This is a genomic window from Huijunlia imazamoxiresistens, assembly GCF_037132455.1.
Taxonomy (GTDB): domain Bacteria; phylum Bacteroidota; class Bacteroidia; order Chitinophagales; family Chitinophagaceae; genus Flavisolibacter; species Flavisolibacter imazamoxiresistens.
The window spans coordinates 79,282-99,137 of the sequence record NZ_JBBBEI010000002.1 but is presented as its reverse complement, the minus strand read 5'-3'; the positions used below and the strand labels follow the sequence as shown (position 1 = coordinate 99,137).

15 protein-coding genes are annotated in these 19,856 nt (G+C 57.9%); 5 read left to right on the top strand and 10 right to left on the bottom strand.

What is annotated here, in order from left to right; translation table 11 throughout:
- The first annotated feature begins 76 nt into the window (after positions 1 to 76).
- The 3 genes from V9K67_RS02255 to gyrB all read left to right on the top strand — a co-directional run bounded on the left by V9K67_RS02255 (position 77) and on the right by gyrB (position 4,777).
- Entirely contained in the window at positions 77 to 1,291 is a 1,215-nt protein-coding gene (locus V9K67_RS02255) for an HD domain-containing protein (RefSeq protein WP_336719774.1), read from the top strand.
- 195 nt (positions 1,292 to 1,486) lie between these two features.
- Positions 1,487 to 2,542 (top strand): UDP-3-O-(3-hydroxymyristoyl)glucosamine N-acyltransferase, encoded by a 1,056-nt coding sequence (gene lpxD, locus V9K67_RS02250; RefSeq protein ID WP_336719773.1) that lies wholly within the window; start codon positions 1,487 to 1,489, stop codon positions 2,540 to 2,542.
- Positions 2,543 to 2,782: 240 nt separating this feature from the next.
- Positions 2,783 to 4,777 carry a DNA topoisomerase (ATP-hydrolyzing) subunit B gene (gyrB, locus tag V9K67_RS02245; RefSeq protein WP_336719771.1) on the top strand — a complete coding sequence of 665 codons (1,995 nt, stop codon included), beginning with the start codon at positions 2,783 to 2,785 and terminating at the stop codon, positions 4,775 to 4,777.
- A gap of 55 nt (positions 4,778 to 4,832) precedes the next feature.
- On the opposite strand, the gene V9K67_RS02240 is transcribed toward gyrB, so the two are convergent.
- Positions 4,833 to 5,906: an aldose epimerase family protein gene (locus V9K67_RS02240; RefSeq protein WP_336719770.1), complete on the bottom strand. Its 1,074-nt coding sequence runs from the start codon at positions 5,904 to 5,906 to the stop codon at positions 4,833 to 4,835.
- 102 nt (positions 5,907 to 6,008) lie between these two features.
- On the opposite strand from V9K67_RS02240, the gene V9K67_RS02235 reads away from it, so the two are divergent.
- Together V9K67_RS02235 and V9K67_RS02230 are read left to right on the top strand one after the other, a co-directional pair.
- Positions 6,009 to 6,827, top strand: coding sequence for an SMP-30/gluconolactonase/LRE family protein (locus V9K67_RS02235; protein WP_336719769.1), 819 nt, complete (start codon positions 6,009 to 6,011; stop codon positions 6,825 to 6,827).
- 501 nt (positions 6,828 to 7,328) lie between these two features.
- On the top strand, positions 7,329 to 8,315 hold the full coding sequence (locus V9K67_RS02230) for a glycosyltransferase family 2 protein (RefSeq protein WP_336719768.1): 987 nt from the start codon (positions 7,329 to 7,331) through the stop codon (positions 8,313 to 8,315).
- On the opposite strand, the gene V9K67_RS02225 is transcribed toward V9K67_RS02230, so the two are convergent.
- The 9 genes from V9K67_RS02225 to V9K67_RS02185 all read right to left on the bottom strand — a co-directional run bounded on the left by V9K67_RS02225 (position 8,284) and on the right by V9K67_RS02185 (position 19,840).
- Entirely contained in the window at positions 8,284 to 8,919 is a 636-nt protein-coding gene (locus V9K67_RS02225; RefSeq protein ID WP_336719767.1) for a response regulator, read from the bottom strand. The two genes, V9K67_RS02230 and V9K67_RS02225, sit on opposite strands and share 32 nt — an antisense overlap.
- Entirely contained in the window at positions 8,894 to 10,768 is a 1,875-nt protein-coding gene (locus V9K67_RS02220) for a sensor histidine kinase (protein WP_336719766.1), read from the bottom strand. Before V9K67_RS02220 ends, V9K67_RS02225 begins: the two co-directional genes overlap by 26 nt.
- Before the next feature lie 85 nt (positions 10,769 to 10,853).
- Positions 10,854 to 15,083, bottom strand: coding sequence for a MopE-related protein (locus V9K67_RS02215; RefSeq protein WP_336719765.1), 4,230 nt, complete (start codon positions 15,081 to 15,083; stop codon positions 10,854 to 10,856).
- Between the two features lie 215 nt (positions 15,084 to 15,298).
- Entirely contained in the window at positions 15,299 to 15,928 is a 630-nt protein-coding gene (gene mobA, locus V9K67_RS02210) for a molybdenum cofactor guanylyltransferase (RefSeq protein WP_336719764.1), read from the bottom strand.
- A 28-nt stretch (positions 15,929 to 15,956) separates the two neighbouring features.
- Positions 15,957 to 16,250 (bottom strand): Rdx family protein, encoded by a 294-nt coding sequence (locus tag V9K67_RS02205; protein WP_336719762.1) that lies wholly within the window; start codon positions 16,248 to 16,250, stop codon positions 15,957 to 15,959.
- 80 nt (positions 16,251 to 16,330) lie between these two features.
- Complete coding sequence (locus V9K67_RS02200; protein WP_336719761.1) at positions 16,331 to 16,846, bottom strand: molybdenum cofactor biosynthesis protein MoaE; 516 nt, start codon at positions 16,844 to 16,846, stop codon at positions 16,331 to 16,333.
- Entirely contained in the window at positions 16,806 to 17,039 is a 234-nt protein-coding gene (locus V9K67_RS02195; RefSeq protein ID WP_336719760.1) for a MoaD/ThiS family protein, read from the bottom strand. The genes V9K67_RS02200 and V9K67_RS02195 overlap by 41 nt, the downstream gene beginning before the upstream one ends.
- Positions 17,040 to 17,144: 105 nt before the next feature.
- Entirely contained in the window at positions 17,145 to 18,110 is a 966-nt protein-coding gene (locus V9K67_RS02190) for a GTP 3',8-cyclase MoaA (protein ID WP_336719759.1), read from the bottom strand.
- A gap of 230 nt (positions 18,111 to 18,340) precedes the next feature.
- Positions 18,341 to 19,840, bottom strand: coding sequence for a rubredoxin (locus V9K67_RS02185; RefSeq protein ID WP_336719758.1), 1,500 nt, complete (start codon positions 19,838 to 19,840; stop codon positions 18,341 to 18,343).
- Positions 19,841 to 19,856 lie beyond the last annotated feature (16 nt).

The window sequence follows — 19,856 nt, the reverse complement described above, 5'->3', positions numbered from 1 at the left end:
CGGCCAAATTTAAAGATAAGCCAATGGCCCAGTAATTTTGAGTCATCACCTGGCCACCTTAACAATTTTTTTTAGCATGGCATATGTACGCAAGATCATCAACGACCCGGTTTACGGATTCATTACCATCGACGATCCCCTGATTTTCGACATCATCTCCCACCCGTATTACCAGCGCCTGCGCCGCATTCACCAGATGGCCTTTGCCTCCATGGTGTATCCCGGGGCGGTGCATACCCGCCTGCACCACTCCCTGGGTGCTTATCACCTGATGGGCAGTGCCCTTTCGGAACTGAAAAACAAAGGCGTGGACATTACCCGCGAGGAGGAACAGGGCGCCCGCATCGCCATCCTGCTGCACGACATCGGCCACGGCCCCTACTCCCATGCGCTGGAACGCAAGCTGATCCGCGGCGTCCACCACGAGGAAATTTCCCTGATGATGGTGCAACTGCTCAACGAACAGTTCAACGGGCGCCTGCAAACCGCCATCGACATCCTGAGCGGCCGCTACCCCAAAAAGTTCCTGCACCAGCTGGTGTCGGGCCAGCTCGACGTGGACCGCATGGATTACCTGAGCCGCGATGCCTTTTTTACCGGCGTGGCCGAAGGCGTGATCGGCTACGACCGCATTTTGAAAATGCTGGTGGTGCACGAAGGCGAGCTGATGATCGAGGAAAAAGCCATTTACTCGGTGGAGAAATTCCTGGTGGCCCGCCGCCTGATGTACTGGCAGGTGTACCTGCACAAGACCGTGGTGGCCGCCGAAAAAATGCTGGTGCAGGTGATGGAGCGGGCCCGGGAGCTGCTGGCCAACGACATCGGGTTGCCCGTAGCCTCGCCGGTGCTGGACTTTTTTTTAAAGGAACACCTGCCCGGCGACCTGTTTGTGCGCCACCTGGAAAAATTTTCCCAACTCGACGATACCGACGTGATGTGCACCCTCAAAGGCTGGTGCGGCCATGCCGACCCGGTGCTGTCCCGCCTCAGCAAGGGACTGGTACACCGCCGGCTGCTGAAGATCCGGTTCCAGACCGAACCTTTTCCGGACGACCTTGTAGAACAACTGCGGCGGGAAACCGCCGATCGGTTAAACATTTCCGTTCCCGAAGCGGCCTACCTGGTTTTTACCGGCGAAGCCGTAAACACCACCTACAACCCTTCGGACGAACGCATTAAAATTCTGTTCAAAGACGGCCATGTTTCCGACATTTCGGGGGTGGATAACGCATTAATTCACCACCAAACTTCGAGCCCGATCAAAAAATATTACCTTTGCCACCTCAAATAAAAATAGCGCAAAAAAGCAATATATAAGGGCCGTCGCGGCAGGGAACCGGCCAAAGCTATCAGGGAAGGCTAAGCGGATGGGGGAATTTTTCCCATTCCGGACTTATTAAACTTTTTTGATTCTTTGCCTTCTTAATGCAACAGACAAATTTGACCTTTGACAGATTTGACTTTTCTTTGTGCCAACAACTAAGGTATGCAGTTTACAGCCGCTCAGATCTCGTTTATAATAAATGGTAAAATTGAAGGTAATGCCGAGGCAGTGGTGACTACTTTCGGGAAAATCGAAGAAGCCCAGCCCTACCAGCTTACGTTCTTTGCCAACCCCAAATATGAAGAATTCCTCTACTCCACCCAGGCTTCGATTGTCATCCTGAACGAAAATTACGAGTTGAAAGAGCCGGTGGCCCCCACCCTCATCCGGGTTCCCGACGCTTATTCCGCCTTTGCGATGCTGCTGAGCAAATACCAGGAAATGGCCACCCAGCAGTTAAAAGGCATCCAGCAGCCTTCCTATCTTCCCCCCAGCACCAAGCTGGGCACCGACGTGTTCATCGGCGCGTTCACCTACCTGGGCGAGAACGTGAAGGTGGGCAACAACACCAAAATATTCCCCAACGCCTACATTGGCGATAACGTACAGATCGGCGACAACTGCGTGATCCACCCCGGCGTAAAGATCTACGTAGGCTGCGTGCTGGGCAACAACGTGGTGGTCCATGCCGGCACCGTCATCGGCAGCGACGGCTTTGGCTTCGCCCCCCAGGCCGACGGCAGCTTCAAAAAGGTACCCCAGATCGGCAACGTGGTCGTCGAAGACAACGTGGAGATCGGCGCCAACACCACCATCGACCGGGCCACCATGGGCTCCACGGTCATTAAATCGGGCGCCAAGCTCGACAACCTCATCCAGATCGCCCACAACGTAGAGGTGGGCAACAGCACCGTTATTGCCGCCCAGGCAGGCGTTTCGGGCAGCACCAAGATCGGCAGCAACGTCATGATCGGCGGGCAGGCCGGCCTGGTGGGCCACATCCAGATCGCCGACGGCTCGAAGATCAACGCCCAGAGCGGCGTCAGCAAATCGCTGAAAGCCCCCTTCTCCACCGTGACGGGCTCCCCCGCCGCCGACTACACCAGCGCCCTGCGCAGCCAGGCCGTTTTCCGCAACCTGCCCGAAATGGAAAAGCGCCTGCAGGAACTGGAAGACCTGGTGCGCCAGCTGATGGCCGAAAAGGTCAGCAGCCTGTAAGCCAGCTCAACATTATTGCAGGAACGGCCTCCCGGAAGGCCGTTTTTTTATGCCCCTGCCGGCCCCATCCGGCCGTGTTTCGCCTCCCGTATTAAAAACTTTCGACTTATCTAATAAATTCAGCTCCAAAGGCCTCAAAATCACGCATTTTTAACGCATTTTGAACGGCAGAACAGGCTGATTTCGGTATATTTGCCCGAATGGCCCAGAGCCATTTCTGGACTTAAACAAAAGCAAAAAATGAGTGAGAATATCGATACATTGGTGACACAACCGGCGCCCGCCTCTAACCCGGGCTATGGCGCTGACAGCATCCAGGTTCTGGAAGGTTTGGAAGCGGTGCGGAAACGCCCCGCCATGTATATCGGCGACATCGGCGTCAAAGGCCTGCACCACCTGGTGTACGAAGTGGTGGACAACTCCATCGACGAAGCCCTCGCCGGCTATTGCAAAAACATTACAGTAACCATCCACGAGGACAACTCCATTTCCGTGGAGGACGACGGCCGCGGTATCCCTACCGGCATGCACGCCAAGGAAGGCCGCTCTGCCCTGGAAGTGGTACTGACCGTGCTGCATGCCGGCGGTAAGTTCGACAAAGGCTCCTACAAGGTTTCCGGCGGTCTGCACGGTGTGGGTGTGAGCTGCGTGAACGCCCTCAGTACCAAGCTGCACGTGACCGTGCGCCGGGAAAGCAAGATCTTCGAGCAGGAATACCGCATCGGCGCCCCGCAATACCCCGTTCGGGAAATCGGCGCCAGCGACACCACCGGCACCACCGTGCACTTCTGGCCCGACGAGACCATCTTCACCTCCACCATCTACAACAAGGACATCCTGGAAAGCCGCCTGCGCGAGCTGGCGTTCCTGAACCGGGGCATCCGCATCACCCTCAACGACCTGCGGGAAAAGGACGAAGAAAGCGGCCTGACCTTCACCAAGGTTTTCTACAGCGAAGGCGGCATCACCGAATTCGTAGAAATGCTGGACAAGAACGCCGGCCGCAACCCCCTGATCCCGAAAGTGGTGTACGTGGAAGGCCGTGACGAGAATACCAACGTGGCCGTGGAAGTGGCGCTGAGCTACAACGACAGCTACAACGAGCATATTTACTCCTACGTTAACAACATCAACACCATCGAGGGCGGTACCCACGTGGCGGGCTTCCGCCGGGCGCTGACCCGCATGTTCAAGTCGTATGGCGACAAGCAGGGCCTGTTTGAAAAAGCAAAGGTGACCATTGAGGGCGACGACTTCCGCGAAGGCCTCAGCGCCATCATCTCGGTAAAAGTGCCCGAGCCGCAGTTCGAAGGCCAGACCAAGACCAAGCTGGGCAACAACGAGGTGAGCGGCGTGGTGGACAGCACGGTTTCCAAGGTGCTGGATGCCTACCTGGAGGAAAACCCCAAGGAAGCCAAGAACATCATCAACAAGGTGATCCTCGCCGCCCAGGCCCGTGCCGCGGCCCGCAAGGCGCGCGAGATGGTACAGCGTAAAAGCGTCCTCAGCGGCGGCGGCCTGCCCGGTAAGCTGGCCGACTGCTCGGACCGCGACCCCGAACGCTGCGAGCTGTACCTTGTCGAAGGTGACTCGGCCGGCGGTACTGCCAAGCAGGGCCGCGACCGCAGCTACCAGGCCATCCTGCCGCTCCGCGGTAAGATCCTGAACGTGGAAAAAGCCATGGAGCACAAGATCTACGAGAACGAGGAGATCCGCAACATGTACACCGCCCTGGGGGTAACCGTCGGCACGCCCGAAGACCCCAAGGCCCTGAACCTCGCCAAGCTCCGCTACCACAAGCTGATCATCATGACGGATGCCGACGTGGACGGAAGCCACATCGCCACGCTGATCCTGACCTTTATCTACCGCTACATGAAGGAAATGGTGGAACAGGGTTATGTCTACATCGCCCAGCCCCCGCTGTACCTGGTGAAGAAAGGGAAAGAACACGCCTATGCCTACAACGACGAGCAGCGCCGCCAGCTGGTGGAGCGCCTCGGCGGCGGCAAGGACGACAGCGTGAACATCCAGCGCTATAAAGGTCTGGGTGAGATGAACGCCGAGCAGCTGTGGGAAACTACCATGAACCCCGTGAGCCGCACCCTGAAGCAGGTGACCATTGAAAGCGCCGCCGAAGCCGACCGCGTCTTCAGCATGCTGATGGGCGACGAAGTGGCCCCGCGCCGCGAATTCATCGAAAGCCACGCCAAGTATGCCCGCATCGACGTGTAACCTGGTTCGGACTACCCCATAAAAAAGCGATCCCGCCTCGGCGGGATCGCTTTTTTTAGGCCTGTACGCTAAAGCGGAAGACGGTTTCGGACTGGAACAGCCCTTCGGGTTCCAGCAGGGTGGACGGGAAGGTATGCTTGTTGGGCGAGTCGGGGAAGTGCTGCGTTTCGAGGCAGAACGACGTGCGGACCTCGTCGGGGAACCCGCCCTTGTGGGTATACTTGCCCTCCAGCCAGTTGGCGGTATAGAGCTGCACGCCCGGCTCGGTAGTGTATACTTCCAGCACGATGCCGGTTTGCTCACCGGTGGCCCGGGCGGCAAAGGTCAGGGCGGAAGCGGATGCTTTGTTCAGCACATAGTTGTGGTCGAAGCCGTGGCCGTTGCGCAGCTGCACATGGTCGTCGCCGATATGGGCGCCGATGGGCGTAGGCTGGCGGAAGTCGAAAGGCGTGCCCGCTACCGGCTCCAGGATGCCAAAGGGAATGGAAGTATCGTCGATGGGTGTATAGTGGTCGGCATTGATCTGCAGCAGGTGGTGGAGCGCCGTGCCACTGCCGGGGCCATTGAGGTTGAAATACGCGTGGTTGGTGAGATTGATCACCGTGGTCTTGTCGGTGGCGGCCTTGAACTGGATGCGCAGCTCGTTGTTGTCGGTGAGGGTGTACACCACTTCCACATTCAGGTTGCCGGGATAGCCTTCTTCGCCGTCGGCGGCAAAATAGGTCAGCAGCAGGGAGGATTCGTCCAGCTGCTCGGCCTCCCAGGCCACCACGCCAAAGCCTTTAACGCCGCCATGGAGGTGATTGGGACCGTTGTTGATGGCCAGCGTATATTCATGACCGTATAGGGTAAACCTGCCTTTGGCGATGCGGTTGGCAAAGCGGCCGACAATGGCGCCGAAAAAGGCGTCGCCCGCCGAGTTGAAGCCGTCCACATGGTCGAAGCCGGCGATCACGTCTACCAGGTTGCCGTCCCTGCCGGGGACCAGCAGGCTCACGAGCCGGGCGCCGAAGTTGGTAATTGCGGCCTGGGCACCGGCGGCATTTTTCAAATAGAAAAGGTCGGTTTGTTTCCCGTCGATGGTCCGCTGAAAAGCTTCGCGCTGCGGCAAAGAAAGAGTTGTATTCATATCGGTTGAAAAGGTAAAGTATTAAATGTAACGGCTAGAAATTAAAATGCAAAATGTAAAATGGAACATTTTACCCTAAGTTCACCCCAAAATTGTTTGAAGATGAAACAAAGCCTTTTTCTTCTTTCTCTGTTTTTCGCGGCCGGCACGAAGGCGCAGCACCGGGTGGAAAAGCTCTGGGAAACCGACACCACGCTGGCCGTACCCGAATCGGTGCTGCCCGACCTGAAAAAAGGCGTGCTCTATGTATCGCTGATCGATGGCGCCGCCTGGGAAGTGGATGGCAAAGGAGGCGTGGGCCAGTTGGACCTGGACGGAAAGATTCGCAATGCCAACTGGATCACGGGACTGAACGCCCCCAAAGGCATGGGGCAGTGGAACAACAAGCTATACGTAGCCGATGTCACCCAGATCGTCGTCATCGACATCGCCTCCGGCAAAATAGACAACAAGATCACGGTGGAAGGGGCACAGGCCCTGAACGATATAACGGTGTCGCCTAAGGGCATCGTGTACATTTCCGACTCCCGTGCCGGCAGGATCTACCGTATGGAAAAAGGCGCCATCACCCCCTACCTCGAAGACCTGAAAGGCGTCAACGGCCTGAAAGCCATCGGCAAGGACCTTTATTTGGTTACCGCCAAAGAAGTGTATAAAGCCGGCCCGGACAAAAAGCTGACGACCATCGCCCCGCTGGAAACCGGCGGCGACGGCCTGGAGCCCGTGGGCAAGGGTGATTTCATTGCCACTTCCTGGCCGGGCTACATGTACTACGTATACGCCAACGGCAAAAAGGACCTGCTGCTCGACACCCACGAACAAAAGATGAATACTGCCGACATCGGCTATCATGCCGGCAAAAAGATCATCTACGTGCCCACTTTTTACAAAAAGTCGGTCATTGCCTATCAGCTGAAGTAAGGGAATTAGTTCATTGGAAGAAAGGGGAAGCCCGCAGGGCTTCAACAAAAGTAGCCCCGGGTGAAACCCGGGGTCAGCAGTAGTTTGTCCCCACAACCCTGAATTGGGTTGAATGTGTCCTGTTCAATTTATAAAAGATTTCAACTCTGAAGGGATTTTCGAAAAGCTGTCCTGATCCCGGACTGCTTGTTTGTTGTGGGTCCCACATTCAACCCCATCCGGGGTTGTGTGCCTAACTACTGCTGACCCCGGGTTGCACCCGGGGCTACTTTTGTTGAAGCCCTCCGGGCTTCCGGTTCCTCCCGGTCAGTCCATGTAAAAATGGTATTGGGTGCAGCGGAAAATCAGCATCACCCAAATCCCACTAACTTATCAACAAAATAATCCCCAACAAAAAACCCGGCGCCGGAACCGAACTCGTAAACTTGTAAACTCGTAAACTCCGTCGCGGCTGGCGTTTTTTTTGAGCTATAACCGTCGAGGTACCAAAGCCAGAATCCTATGTCGCTGATGATTTCCGTTATTCTTTCCAGTTCCGGCAACCCGGTATTCCTGAAGCGCTGCCTGGAAGCGCTGGTGAAGCAGACCCTGGACCACCGTCTTTTCGAGGTGCTGGTGGTCGGTGCAGGTGCGGAGCCGGATGGGGCCGCGGGCAAAGTGGTGGAACTTTTTACCCCAACCAGCATTGCGGTGCGCTGCCTGCCTTCACCTGCGGGCCGCAATGCCGGCTGGCAGGCGGCCGCAGGAAGGCTGATCGCCTTTACCGACGATAATTGCCTGCCGGACGAGGCCTGGCTGCAGGCATTTGTGCAGGCGTACAACGGGGCGGCGGAGGCCGCTTTTGCCGGGCGGGTGCAGGTCCCTCTTTCCATTCCCCTGAATGAATTTGAACAGTATACCGCCGGCCAGGAAACCACCGACCTCAAGGCCGCCAACTGCTGCTGCACCCGGGCGGCGCTGGAAAAGGCGGGCGGCTTCGACGAACATTTCCCGATGTCCTGGCTCACCGAAAGCGACCTGGAGTTCAAGCTGCTGCAGCAGGGCATTGCACCCCGCTACCTGCCGGACGCCCTGGTGCTGCGCCCGGCCTACGAAGCCTCGTGGCGCCACAGCATCCGAGAACAGAAGAAGGGCATGTTCCATGCAATGCTGTACCGGAAATACCCCGAATTCTACCCGCTGAAAGCCTTCGCCCCCCCGCCGGGCAGCGACTACGCCAGGGTGGCCTGCACCCTGCTGGCGGCTGCCGGCCTGTTGTCTTCCCTGGAATGGCTGGCGCAGGGCGCCCTCATCTGCTGGCTGCTGCTGTGGACCGCCCATACCCTCCACCGGCTGTCGGCCTTCGCCCCTTCCCTGCCGTATGCAGCGGCCGTGGCCCTGACCTCCGCCCTGCTGCCCTTTGCATCGGTTTACTGGTACTGGTACGGCAAATGGAAGTTCCGGCACGAAGCGGCGCTCAGGCCAGGCCGTTTTCGCGTGCAAAGTTGATCAGCCCTGCCACATTGCCGATCTTCAGCTTGCCGGCAATATTCTTCCGGTGCGTGCTGATGGTAAACTCGCTGAGGTGCAGCTCCTGGGCGATCTCCCGGGTGCTAAGGCCCTGGCAGATGAGGCGGATGATCTTCACCTCCCTGCGGGTCAGCTGGTACTTTTTCAAAAAGTCATCGAAGAAAAAGCCGTCTTCCACGGCGGGCTCCAGCCGCTGGCGGGTAGGAAAGCAGGTTTTGCCGGAAAGGACGGCGGCCACCGCCTCCTTCAGCTCCAGCGACGAAGAATTCTTTACCAGGAAGCCTTGGGCGTCCAGGGCCCTGACTTCGTCTACGAGTTCGGGCTGGCTGTAATTGGTCAGCACCAGCTTTTTCAATAAAGGGAAATTTGCCCGAAGCTCCCGGAGGCAATCCAGCCCGTTGAGGCCGGGCATATTCAGGTCCAGTAGCACCAGGTCGGGCTGGTAGCGGCGTACGGCCTCGATCAGCTCACGGCCGTTGGTGAGGGTAGCCACCACCGTCACCTCTTCCATTTCGTTTAAAACCGCGGTAATGCCGTGCAACAAAAGCTGGTGGTCGTCAAGGAGTAAAAGTTTTCTGGGCATGCCGGACTACGGGTATTTCTATAGTGATGATCAACCCCTGGGGGTCGTTCCTGTCAAAAGCGATGGAGCCGCCAAAGTAATCAATTTTGGAAGAAATAGCTCCCAGTCCAAGTGTTTGCCGCTGCAGCGCCAGGGCGGGGTCCATGCCGATGCCGTCGTCCTCCACGATAATGCAGTAGGATTGGTCGTGCTCGGCCACCTGCACCAGCGCATGGCGAGCCCGGGAATGCCGGACCACGTTGTTGAGCAGCTCGTAAATGATGGCGTAAAAGCCGGTATAAAAGGCATGCAGTTCCGGCCGGTAGGTTTCAAAACCCATCACCACCAGTCCTATGCGGATCTTGCCGGCCGCATTGAAGATCGACACCACGTTCTCCAGGGTTTGGCGAAAGCCCGTCTTGCCCAGCATCACCGGGCTCAGGGCATGGCTCAGGCCCCGGACGGTATCCGAAACCATGCTCACCGCTTCTTCGGCCTTTTTCAGGCGCAGGACGGTTTCCTCCGGGCTATGCGGCTGCTCGGTCAGGGACGACAGGTTCAGCTTGGCGGCCGACAGCAGCGAGCCGGCGACGTCGTGCAGCTGGTTGGCGATGCGGCTGCGCTCCGACTCCTGCACCTCCATGATCACGCGGGTATTCTCCTGCTGCCGTTCGGCTACCTGGCGCAACAGGCGCTCCCGCTCCAGCCGGTACTGGTTGAAGCGGTACACCAGGCCCGCCATCAGGATCACCAGTTCGGCAATAAAGCCGGCGGAGTAGCCAAAGCGGCTTAAAAAGCTATCCAGGTGGTTGAAATAACCGGTATAAAAGGCCAGCTGCAACAGCGCCAGCACCATAAACCCCGCAATGGCAGCCAGGTAAAACTGGGCCAGGCGGTTGCCCTTCCAGGCCTTGTACCCCAGCAGCGACAGGGCGAAGACCGCATAGGCGAGCACCACGGCCGAAAAAAAGAACTGGAAGCCCCACCAATACGAACTTTCCCGGTTCTCATAGAGCAGCATGCCCAGGATCGCCGGCCACAGCACCCATTGCAACCCCCGGGCAAACAGGCGGGCGGCCCTGCTGGCCAGGCCGCCGGTATAGCGCAGCATAAAGGGCACCGACAGGGCCACGGAGGAAAGGGTAAACACGAACCGCGACTTGCTGGTAAAGCTGGTGGCGGCAGGCCAGAGATACTGGAAGGCAAAACCCGAGTTGGACAGCACCCACAGCCAGACGGCAGCAACGTACAACAAGTAAAGCAGGTACAGCCGGTCGCCGGTAAAACCGAAAAGATAAAGGCTGAACAACACCAGCAGGAGCACAAAGCCTGTCAGCAGCGACAGGATGGCAGTATCGGCCAATTCTCTTTCGGTTACAGCTTCCCGGGAGATCAGGCCGGAAAACAATTGCAGCGACTCATTGGCCTTGTCCACCCGGGCCAGGTACACGCCCTTGCGGCTGACGGGGAAATAAAAGCCGGCGGCCTTTACGGGGCGCTGCCGGAAGGGAAAGCGGTCGCCGGTGGTGAACTGCAATTGCGGCCTGCCGCCGGAGGAGGCAAAAAAGTCGATCCGGTTGATGTGGTGGTCGCCGATCTGCCACAGCAGCGTGTCTATTGGGTTGTCCGTATCGTTTACAAAGGCCAGCCAGTACACCGAACGGGTAAAGCCGATGTTGTGGTGGCCGGCAGGAAGCTTTTTAAACTGGTGTCGCTGCCATAGCGCCCAGGCGTCGTCGCTGCCGAGCTGCTTGCCCGCATCCTCCCATACATAAAAAGAACCACCGCCGGCAGGCTGCGCCCGGGAAGAATGGTATCCCAACAGGAAAACCAGGAAGACCAGAAGGGATCGATAAACGGCTGTAGGCATATGCAAAAATTGAGGGAAAACCCCAAACAAAAAAGCCCTCCGCCCGGAAGCGGAGGACCCTCTATAACCAATCGAACAAAAAGGCTTAATCGCGTTGCTTTAGGAGCTTCACAAGGACCCGTTCGGAACCCTGTACGACCTCCACGATGTACATACCCGGACCGTAGTGATGGCCCAGCGCCAGGTTACTTCCGGCGGCCACCACTTTCCGGGCTTCCACCAGTCGGCCCAGGCCGTCCCATATGGTTACGGAAATGGGTTCCGTATTGCTGCTACGGAGCAGCAGCGTAGCGGAATAAGCGAATGGATTGGGCGCCGCGCTGACCTTTAAGCCGGCAACTGCGGCTTCCGTTTCTGCGGCCTGTGCCGCCGCTATACCGGCTACCGGGGGCGCCACCACATTGTCCTTCAGGCCATCGCAGTTGTCGTCCGCGCCGTTGAGCACTTCCACCGCCCCGGGATGCACGGTGCTGTCCCAGTCCTTGCAGTCGCCGCCCACGGCAACATAACCGGCAGGGGCCGAACAAGCCTGCACCGCGGTGCTGCTGTTGCCGTACCCGTCCCGGTCCACATCCTTGTACCAGGTTTGGGTGGGCAGTCCCTCGTCGATAGAGCCGTCGCAGTCGTTGTCTTTGCGGTCGCACAGCTCGGGAGCGCCCGGGTAAATCGTATGATCCCAGTCCACCAGGTCGCCGTTAACGGTTACATAACCCGCAGGAGCGGAACAGGCGTATACGACCTCGTTGTTCCGGCCGTAGCCGTCTTTGTCCACGTCCTTGTAGAAAGGCCGGGTGGCCAGGCCTTCGTCAATCGATCCGTCGCAGTCGTTGTCCTTGCGGTCGCACAGCTCCGGGGCATTCGGATAAATGGCAGGGTCCCAGTCGATGCAGTCGCCGCCCCGGGCCACGTAACCGGCAGGAGCCGAGCAGGCCTGGACCGTAGTGTGGTCCCTTCCGTAGCCGTCGCCATCCACATCCTTATAAAAAGTAGCCGCCTGCAGGTTCACGGTCACGGTAGCGGAACAGCCATTGGCATTGGCCAGCTCGGTTTTATAAAGTCCCAGGCTGGTTGCCGTATAGGTCGAACCGGTCACCCCGGGCAGCAGCACGTCATTCCGGTACCACAGGTAGGTATCGGCCCGGCCTATGCTGATGGACACGCCACCGCCGCTGCAAATCGTGGCCGCGTCGCCGCCCGTTATGGATACGGCCTGGGGCGCTTCGTGAATGGTTAAACTGCCTTTATGCACGCCCGAAAGGCTTTCATCGATGGTGATCACGCGGACCCTGTAGCCGCTGCCACCCGAGGCCATCGAGGAGAGAAAACCCCGGATGGTATACGACCCGGCAGCGCTGGCCGCCACATCGCCTACATATTCGGGCGCATCGAAGCTGCCGGAGGCGTCGCTGAGCTGGGCAATAAAGACATTATCCGCACCGAAGTCGCCGGTAACCGCGAAGGGAATATCGAGGGGAGTGCCGCCGCAAAGGGTAAGGGCAGAGGGCAGGTTCACGGTAATGCTTCGGGTGAGCGTTATCGTGAGCCTGTTGCTGACGGCAGTGGCCGTGGTCACGCAAAGGGCATTGCTGGTAAGCCGGCAGGTAACCGTGTCGCCATTGTCCAAAGCCGCTGCGGTATACGTGCTGCTGTTCCCGCCCACGTTTTCGCCGTTCTTTTGCCATTGGTAGATGGGATTGGCGCCCCCGTTCACAGCAGTGGCGGTAAAGGTGACCGGCGTACGGGGTTCAATGGCAGTAGCGCTGGCGCTGATGCTCACCGAAGGAGTAACGGGAGCCGTAACCACTATGGTAACCGTACCGCTGATCATGGCAGTGGAACCGGTGGTAGCCGTTACGGCATAGGTGCCTGCCTCCGCCTGGTTGCCGAAAGAGATCGCCGAGCCGGTTCCGGGTACGGCGGGGCCTGCAGGGACGCCATCCCTTGTAAGCTGGTAGCTGATGCCGGTTTCCGAGCCGCTGAGGCCGACCGCCACACCGGCGCCACCGGCACAGAAGCTGCCGCCGCCGGTTACGGTAAAGGTTTGCGCGGGCTCGCCGCCGTTGATGCGGGCGAGGCGGTTCCGGCCGGTACCGTTATAGGAAGTAAACCCGCCGCCGATCAGCACTTTTCCGTCGCTTTGCAGCAACAGGGCATTGATACTGCCGGGAAAAGCCCCCGTGCCGGTAGTGAAGCTGCCATCGAGGCTGCCATCGGCATTCAGGCGGGCCAGGCGAAACCGGGACGTACCGTTATAGGAGGAGAAACCGCCGCCCAGCAGGATCTTCCCGTTGCTTTGCACGGCCAGGGACAGAACAGAACTGTTGGCTCCTGCTTCCGGGTTAAAGCTTCCATCCAGGCTCCCGTCGGCATTCAGGCGGGCGATGCGCGCCCGGGCGGTACCGTTATAAGAAGTAAAATTGCCCCCGATCAAAATCTTGCCGTCGGGCAGCACCGCCAGGGACAGGATGGAACTGTTCGCTCCCGTTCCCGGGTTAAAGCTGCCATCCAGGGTGCCATCGGCATTCAGGCGGGCGAGGCGGGTGCGGGTGGTGCCGTTGTAGGAAGAGAAATTTCCCCCGATCAGGATCTTGCCATCGGGCTGCAGGGCAATTGCGTAGACGTATTGGTTCGCAGCCGTTCCGGGGGTAAAGGTGGCGTCCGGGCTGCCGTCGGCATTCAGGCGAGTAATGCGGTTCCGGCTGGTGCCGTTATATAAAGTAAAGCCACCCGCTGCCAGGATCTTTCCATCGCCCTGCCGGACGATGGCCCGAACCTCGGCATTGGGACCGGCGCCGGGAGTGAAAGCGGCATCCAGGGTACCATCGGCATTCGCCCGGATAAAATAAGGTTTGGCGGCACCGTTATAAGTGGTAAAGCTCCCGCCCGCCAGCACCTTTCCATCGCTTTGAGCCGCCAGGGTATACACTGTATTGTTGGGTCCTTTGCCCGGGTCAAAAGCGGCATCTGCGGAACCATCGGCATGCAGCCGGGCCAGCCGGTTGCGGGTCACGCCATTATAAAGGGTCACCTCGCCGCCCATCCATATTTTTCCATTGCTTTCCGCCAGGGCCCAGACCGGGAAATTGGCGCCGCTTCCGGGGTGGAAGGATACATCCAGGGCGCCGTCGGCATGCACCCGGGCCAGCCGGCTCCGGAAGGCACCATTGTATTGGGAAAAATTCCCGGAAATCAGGATCCGGCCATCGCTCAGCGGGACAATCCCCTGGGCGTAACTATCGGGGCCGCTCCCGGGATTGAAAGCCGCATCCAGGCTGCCGGTGGACGTCAGGCGGGCCAGGTAGTTGCGGGCCGTGCCATTGTAGGCGGTAAACGCGCCGCCGATATATACTTTTCCATCGCTTTGCAGGGCCAGGGAATAAACCATCGCGTTCGGCCCCGAACCGGTGGTAAAGGTGGCATCCAGTGCACCGGTACTGCTGATGCGCACCAGGTTATTTTTCGCGCTGCCGTTGTAGGTGGTAAACGGCCCTCCTACCAGGATCTTACCGTCGCTTTGCAGGGCAAAGGCGTTTACCGAACTATTGGTGCCGGTTCCCGGGTTAAAGGTAGCGTCCAGGGTGCCGTTGCTGTTCAGGCGGGCAATATTGTTCCGGGAGGTGCCATTGAAAGTGGAAAACTGGCCCCCGACCAGGATCTTGCCGTCGCTTTGCACCGCCATGGCGTAAATCATTTCGTTATAGTTGCTATTTCGGTTGAGGCCGGAGCCGCCGGCATTGAAGGTGGCATCCAGGCTGCCGTCGGTATTCAGGCGGGCCAGGCCGGTGGCGCCGGACGTATGGTAGTTGTTGAACAGGCCGCCAATCAGCACCTTTCCATCGGGCTGCAGCGCCAGGGTCGTCACATACTCATCCGGACCATAGCCGGGGTCAAACGTAGGGTCCAGGGTACCATCCGCATTCAGGCGGGCGACATTTTTGGTGTAGTACCCTTTATGGGTCAGGCTAAAGTTGTAGTTGGTAAAGGAGCCGCCGATCAGGATCTTGCCGTCGGGCTGGACCAACAGGTCGTAGATGGGGCCGTTGGCGCCGGAGCCGGCGTTGAAGGTGGCGTCCAGGGTACCGTCCGCGTTCAGGCGGGCGATCCGGTTGCGGGTGGTGCCATCGTAGGAGGTAAAGTCCCCGACCATTAAAATTTTGCCATTGCTGAGCACAACGGTTTTGTTCAGGGCGTCATTAGGGCCGTCGCCCTGCCCGAATCCAATGTCGGAGGAGTTGAAGGTGGCATCCAGGGTGCCGGGCTGGGCGGAAGCCCAGCGAAAGCTGAGGAACAGGAGTACGAATAGGATATGTCTCATAGTACGTTTTTCGTTTTGGCAATAAATACCCGCTCCGGCCAGACAGACCCGTTACGGTCCGTTTCCGGAAAAGGCAGTATGAGGCGCTCAGGCCGGCAAAAGGTTATTGGAATTTTCGCAGCAGCAAAGGTGAATGGCCGCTACCTGAATACAAATACCTACAAATGAGTATTTTCTGCCGTCTAAGAGCACGTACTATGAGAAAGTTTGATTCATCAGCTCTTTCCTTCCTGCCCCTTGTCGTCCTCGGGGAAGGTGAGCTCGTTGCGCGAGTTGTAGTTATGAAAAGCGGCGCGGGAGGGCACCGGGATGCGGTGGGTAGTACCATGGTCCAGCACCCGGATCAGGCTGAAATGCTTCAGGCTGCCGTCCTTTGCCTGTTGCAACAGGGGCGCCAGGCCCCTGGAGGTGTAGACGGCGCCCAGCGTTTGCAGGAAGCCATCATGATGAAAGGCAATGAATTCGGAAGTCGTATCTTTTTGGTAGGCCTCCAGCAGCTCGCGCAGGGTGGCATCATCCATATCGATCATATCGCAGGCCAGGGGCAGGATGTCTTTTCCGGGGTATTTTTCGTGTGCACTTAAAATGCCCAGGATCGGCCCGTCCACCGGCAGGCTGTCCACCACCAGCTGCTCCGCGGGAAACAGCTTTCCATAGGCTTCCTGCTGCTCGGGGTTGACCGAAATGACCACGGGAATGCCCAGGGCCGACAACTTTGCGGCCACTGACTGGGCCCAGGTCGTATTTTCAACCGGCATCAGGCCTTTATCCCGGCCCATGCGCCGGCTTTCGCCCCCGCACAATACAACGCCCAACAAGTTACCGGTGCCTTTATGTTCCTGCATGATCAAGTTTTTGAAGTTTGCCGTGAATTTACGAACTGCTTTCGCTTTTCCGGTCGGAATGTCCCAGACTTTTGCCCGGCGCCACCTTATCGCGTACCAGCTGCTTCAGCTCCTTGATCTCCGGGAAATGGCCTTCCCGTTTGCGATCAAACAGCACCTCCTCGCCTACCCATATTTTATAGGTGCCGGAGATCTCGGCCGGCTGCAGCGCCACGCTGTGCAGCTCGTCCGAAAAAGTGGTCAGCAGCTCCTGCGCCATGTACGCCGCACGCAACAGCCAGCCGCACTTGGGGCAATATTCAATAGAGATAGTAGGTTTCATGCTTCCCGGAGTTTACGAGTTTACAAGTTTACGGGTTTACGAGTTGAGTTCCTGAGTTGCTGGGTTAAAGGTTCACCGGTTCACTTGCTCTCACGCTCGAACTCGTAGACGTGTTTATCGTTTTTGCCGGTGATGCTGGAGCAGTTGCAGTTGTTGCCCCATTGGCGGGTGCCGTCGGCAAAGTATTCGCACTTCCAGATGGGCACTTCGTGCTTGATTTTGTCGATGATGTAGCGGTTGGCGGCATAGGCTTCCTTTCGGTGGGGCGAGGCCGTTATGACGACCACGGCGCTTTCGCCGATGCCCACCTTGCCAATGCGGTGCTGGGCCACGGCCAGCGTCAGGGACCAGCGTTCCTGGGCCTCGGCCACGATGGCTTCGATCATTTGGGGCGCCAGTACGGGATGGGCTTCGTATTCCAGCCGGTCTACCTCCTTGCCTGCGTTGTGGTCGCGGACGTCGCCGCTGAACAGCACCAGGGCGCCGGCGCGGGGGTCGTGCGAACGGGCCAGCAGGCCCACCAGGTCGATGGGTTCGGCAGTGATGGCGTCGATCTTATCCGCCACTGGCCGGGGGAAGGACGGCGATACGGTCATGGGAGCTTAATTTATAGTCGTTATGAATAAAAGTATCGTTGACGGCAAACCGGCAGGCATTCAGAATGCCCTCGGCCGCCGGCCGCATCGCCACCAGCTTCTGCTTCAGCTCTTCCACGGAAAAGCCGCTTTCGTTTATTTCAAATGCCGCATCGAAATGGTCTTTCAAAACGGCATAAACCTGAACTGTCATGTATAGATTTATTTTAAGATCGTAAATTTACTTTTAACCCAAACAAACACCTCGCAACCTCCCAACTCAGGAACTTAGAAACTCAGGAACTTAGGAGCTCGTGAACTATCCCCCAATGTGCAACATACTGAGCGCGCTGCCGGTGAACTTTAACGGTTGTTTTTGGCGGAGCGCGGCGGACAGCTTTTCGCGGAGTTGGGCGGCGCTGCCAATGTTTTTGATGTCGATGGGATGGTTGGAGCTCAGGCATCCGTACATGTTGCCGTCGCTGTCGAGGCGCAGGCGGTTGCAGTCGTGGCAGAAGGGTGCGCTTTCGTTGGCGATGATGCCGAACTGCTTGCCCGTGGACGTTTTCCAGTACGAGGCCGTGGCCGAACGCTCCCGCAGCACCGGCACGAAATCGTAGCGGCCGGCGATAGTGTGCAGGATCTCGTCGCGGGTGACCAGGTAACGGTCCGCATTGCCATACAGGTGGCCCATGCTCATCACCTCCAAAAAACGGAGGGTGAGGTTGCGCTCAAAGGCGTAATCCAGCAGCGGCAGCACCTGGTGGTGGTTGATGCCTTTCATCAGCACCGTATTGAGCTTTACCTCCAGGCCCACGGCCAGGGCCGTGTCGATGCCGTCGAGGATGCGCTGCACGTTGCGCCGTTTGCTCATCAAAAAGAAGGTGTCCTCGTCTACCGCGTCCAGCGATACGTTGATCGATTGCATGCCGGCCTCCTTCAGGGCGAGGGCCTGCTTTTGCAGCAAAAAGCCGTTGGTGGTGAGGCGGATCTGGGGGATGCCCAGCTCTTTGACCCCTTTGACCACCTGGGCCAGTTGGGGATACAGCAGGGGCTCGCCGCCGGTCAGCCGGATAGTTTTCAGCGACAGCTCGTCGTGCAGCATCCCGATCAGCGGCAACAGCTGGTCGGCGGACAGCACTTTCTGCCGGCCGGCGGCATTGCCCGCCTTCTGCTCCTCCTCGCCCATGGTGCAGTACACGCAGCCGAGGTTGCAGGTGCTCAGCAGGCTTACCCGCAGGGTCTGGAAAGTTCTCCCGTATTTGTCGCTAATGGTCGGCTTCATGCTAGAAAGATCGGTTTTACACACACTACCTAAAACGCCCGCTAAGATAACCCGAATCGTTTTGAGGAGGAAATAACTAAGATAGAAATGTAAAATATAAAATATAAAATTTAAAATGTAAAATATGGAATAAGACATCCCTGACGGGTAACAAAAACCGCCCGTACCGGGCGGCGATTCGGCATTTGCCTTATTTTATATTTTATATTTTATATTTTAAATTTTACATTTTACATTTTAACTGCTACCCCTTCGGTCCGAACGAAGTCTTCTTTGGCAGCACTGCAGACCGGGCATTCGTAGGTGTGGGGCAGGGCAGCAAAGGGCGTTCCCGGGGCGATGCCCGCTCCCTCGTCGCCATAGGATTCGTCGTAGACGGTATAGCAGTGCTTGCAATGGTACACCTTCGGCTCCTCCTTCTGCACGCCGGCTTCCTTGCCGGACGCTTCCTGCTGGTAGATGTGGTGCAACAGGTCTTCTGAGCTTTGCTGCTGCTCGTAATAATACTTGCTGAGCGAAATAAGGTATACCCCCAGGTTTTCCTTTTCCACGTCCTGGCGGAAGAGCAGCAGGTCCTTGGAGTTGGGGTTGAAGTTGCGGGTATATAAGATGTCGTAGCGGTCCAGGGCCTTGCGGCGGCTGGCGCTGTCGTTTTCTTTTTTGCGGATAATGATGGAACCGAACAGGCCGATCTTGGGATTGAGCTTTACGGCAAAGCAGAGGCCCGAGGTGCGGACGTCGTCGCGGTCGAACTGGCGGATGATGTAGCGCTTGAGGGTCAGGGCTTCTTCGGAAAAGTCTTCCACCTGCCAGTTCAGCTCGTTGGAGGCATGGCGCACGTTGATGCGGTATTTGCCCAGCACCATCTCCCACAGCTTGCGGTCGCGGCTGTCAATGCCTTTGATGATCAGCGACTTCCAGGGCGTGGTGTACAGCTGGCCAATCTTGGATTGCAGGCAGATAAGGCAGACGTCCTTCAGGAAAGCTACGGGAAACAGCTCGTCGCGGCGGTAGATGCCCAGCCAGGTTTTGTTGCCGTAATAGTTAAACCCTTCGTAGTAGGGCAGCGAGAATTCCGGGATCACCAGCTCGGTGGTCACCGGCTGGGTAATAAAGTTGTCGCGGCCGTGCACCAGGGCGTGCAACTGGTCGCCGTCGCTGCCTTCGCGGTCGTAGAACAGGGAAGGATTTTCGAAGATCACCGTTTCGATCAGCTTGCTGATGCGGGGGATATCGAAGGAATACACCAAACCCTTCCAGCGGTAGAGCGTATTGGTCTTCGGAAAACGGATATAGAGGTACCAGTAGTTGTTGACCGGCGAGGTAATGAAGTTGAGGTTGCCGGTAAAAAAAGGCGTAAAGGTCTGGCTGTCGTCCACCAGGTTCACCTTCAGGCGGGGGCGGTAGTCGAACAGGTCCAGCACGTCCTTATACACCCCTTCGCTCAGCCAGTTGTTGGTATTTTCAAACACCCCTTCGGCCACGTACGAGCTCAGGATGTTGGGATACAGGTCGGTATCGTCCTCGAAGGGGATGCCGGCTTCTTCCAGGTTCTTTTTCAGCTCGTCGAAATGCTTTTCGGCCGGCTTCAGGTACAGCTGCTGGCGGATGCCGAACTGCACGTCTTCCACCTTGGCCTTTTCCGCCGCTACCAGGATCGAGTACAGGTCGCCGGCGGAAACGATGCCGCCGGGCAGGTTTATTTTGACGATGGGGCTTTTCTTGAACATAGTTTTCCGGTTTCGC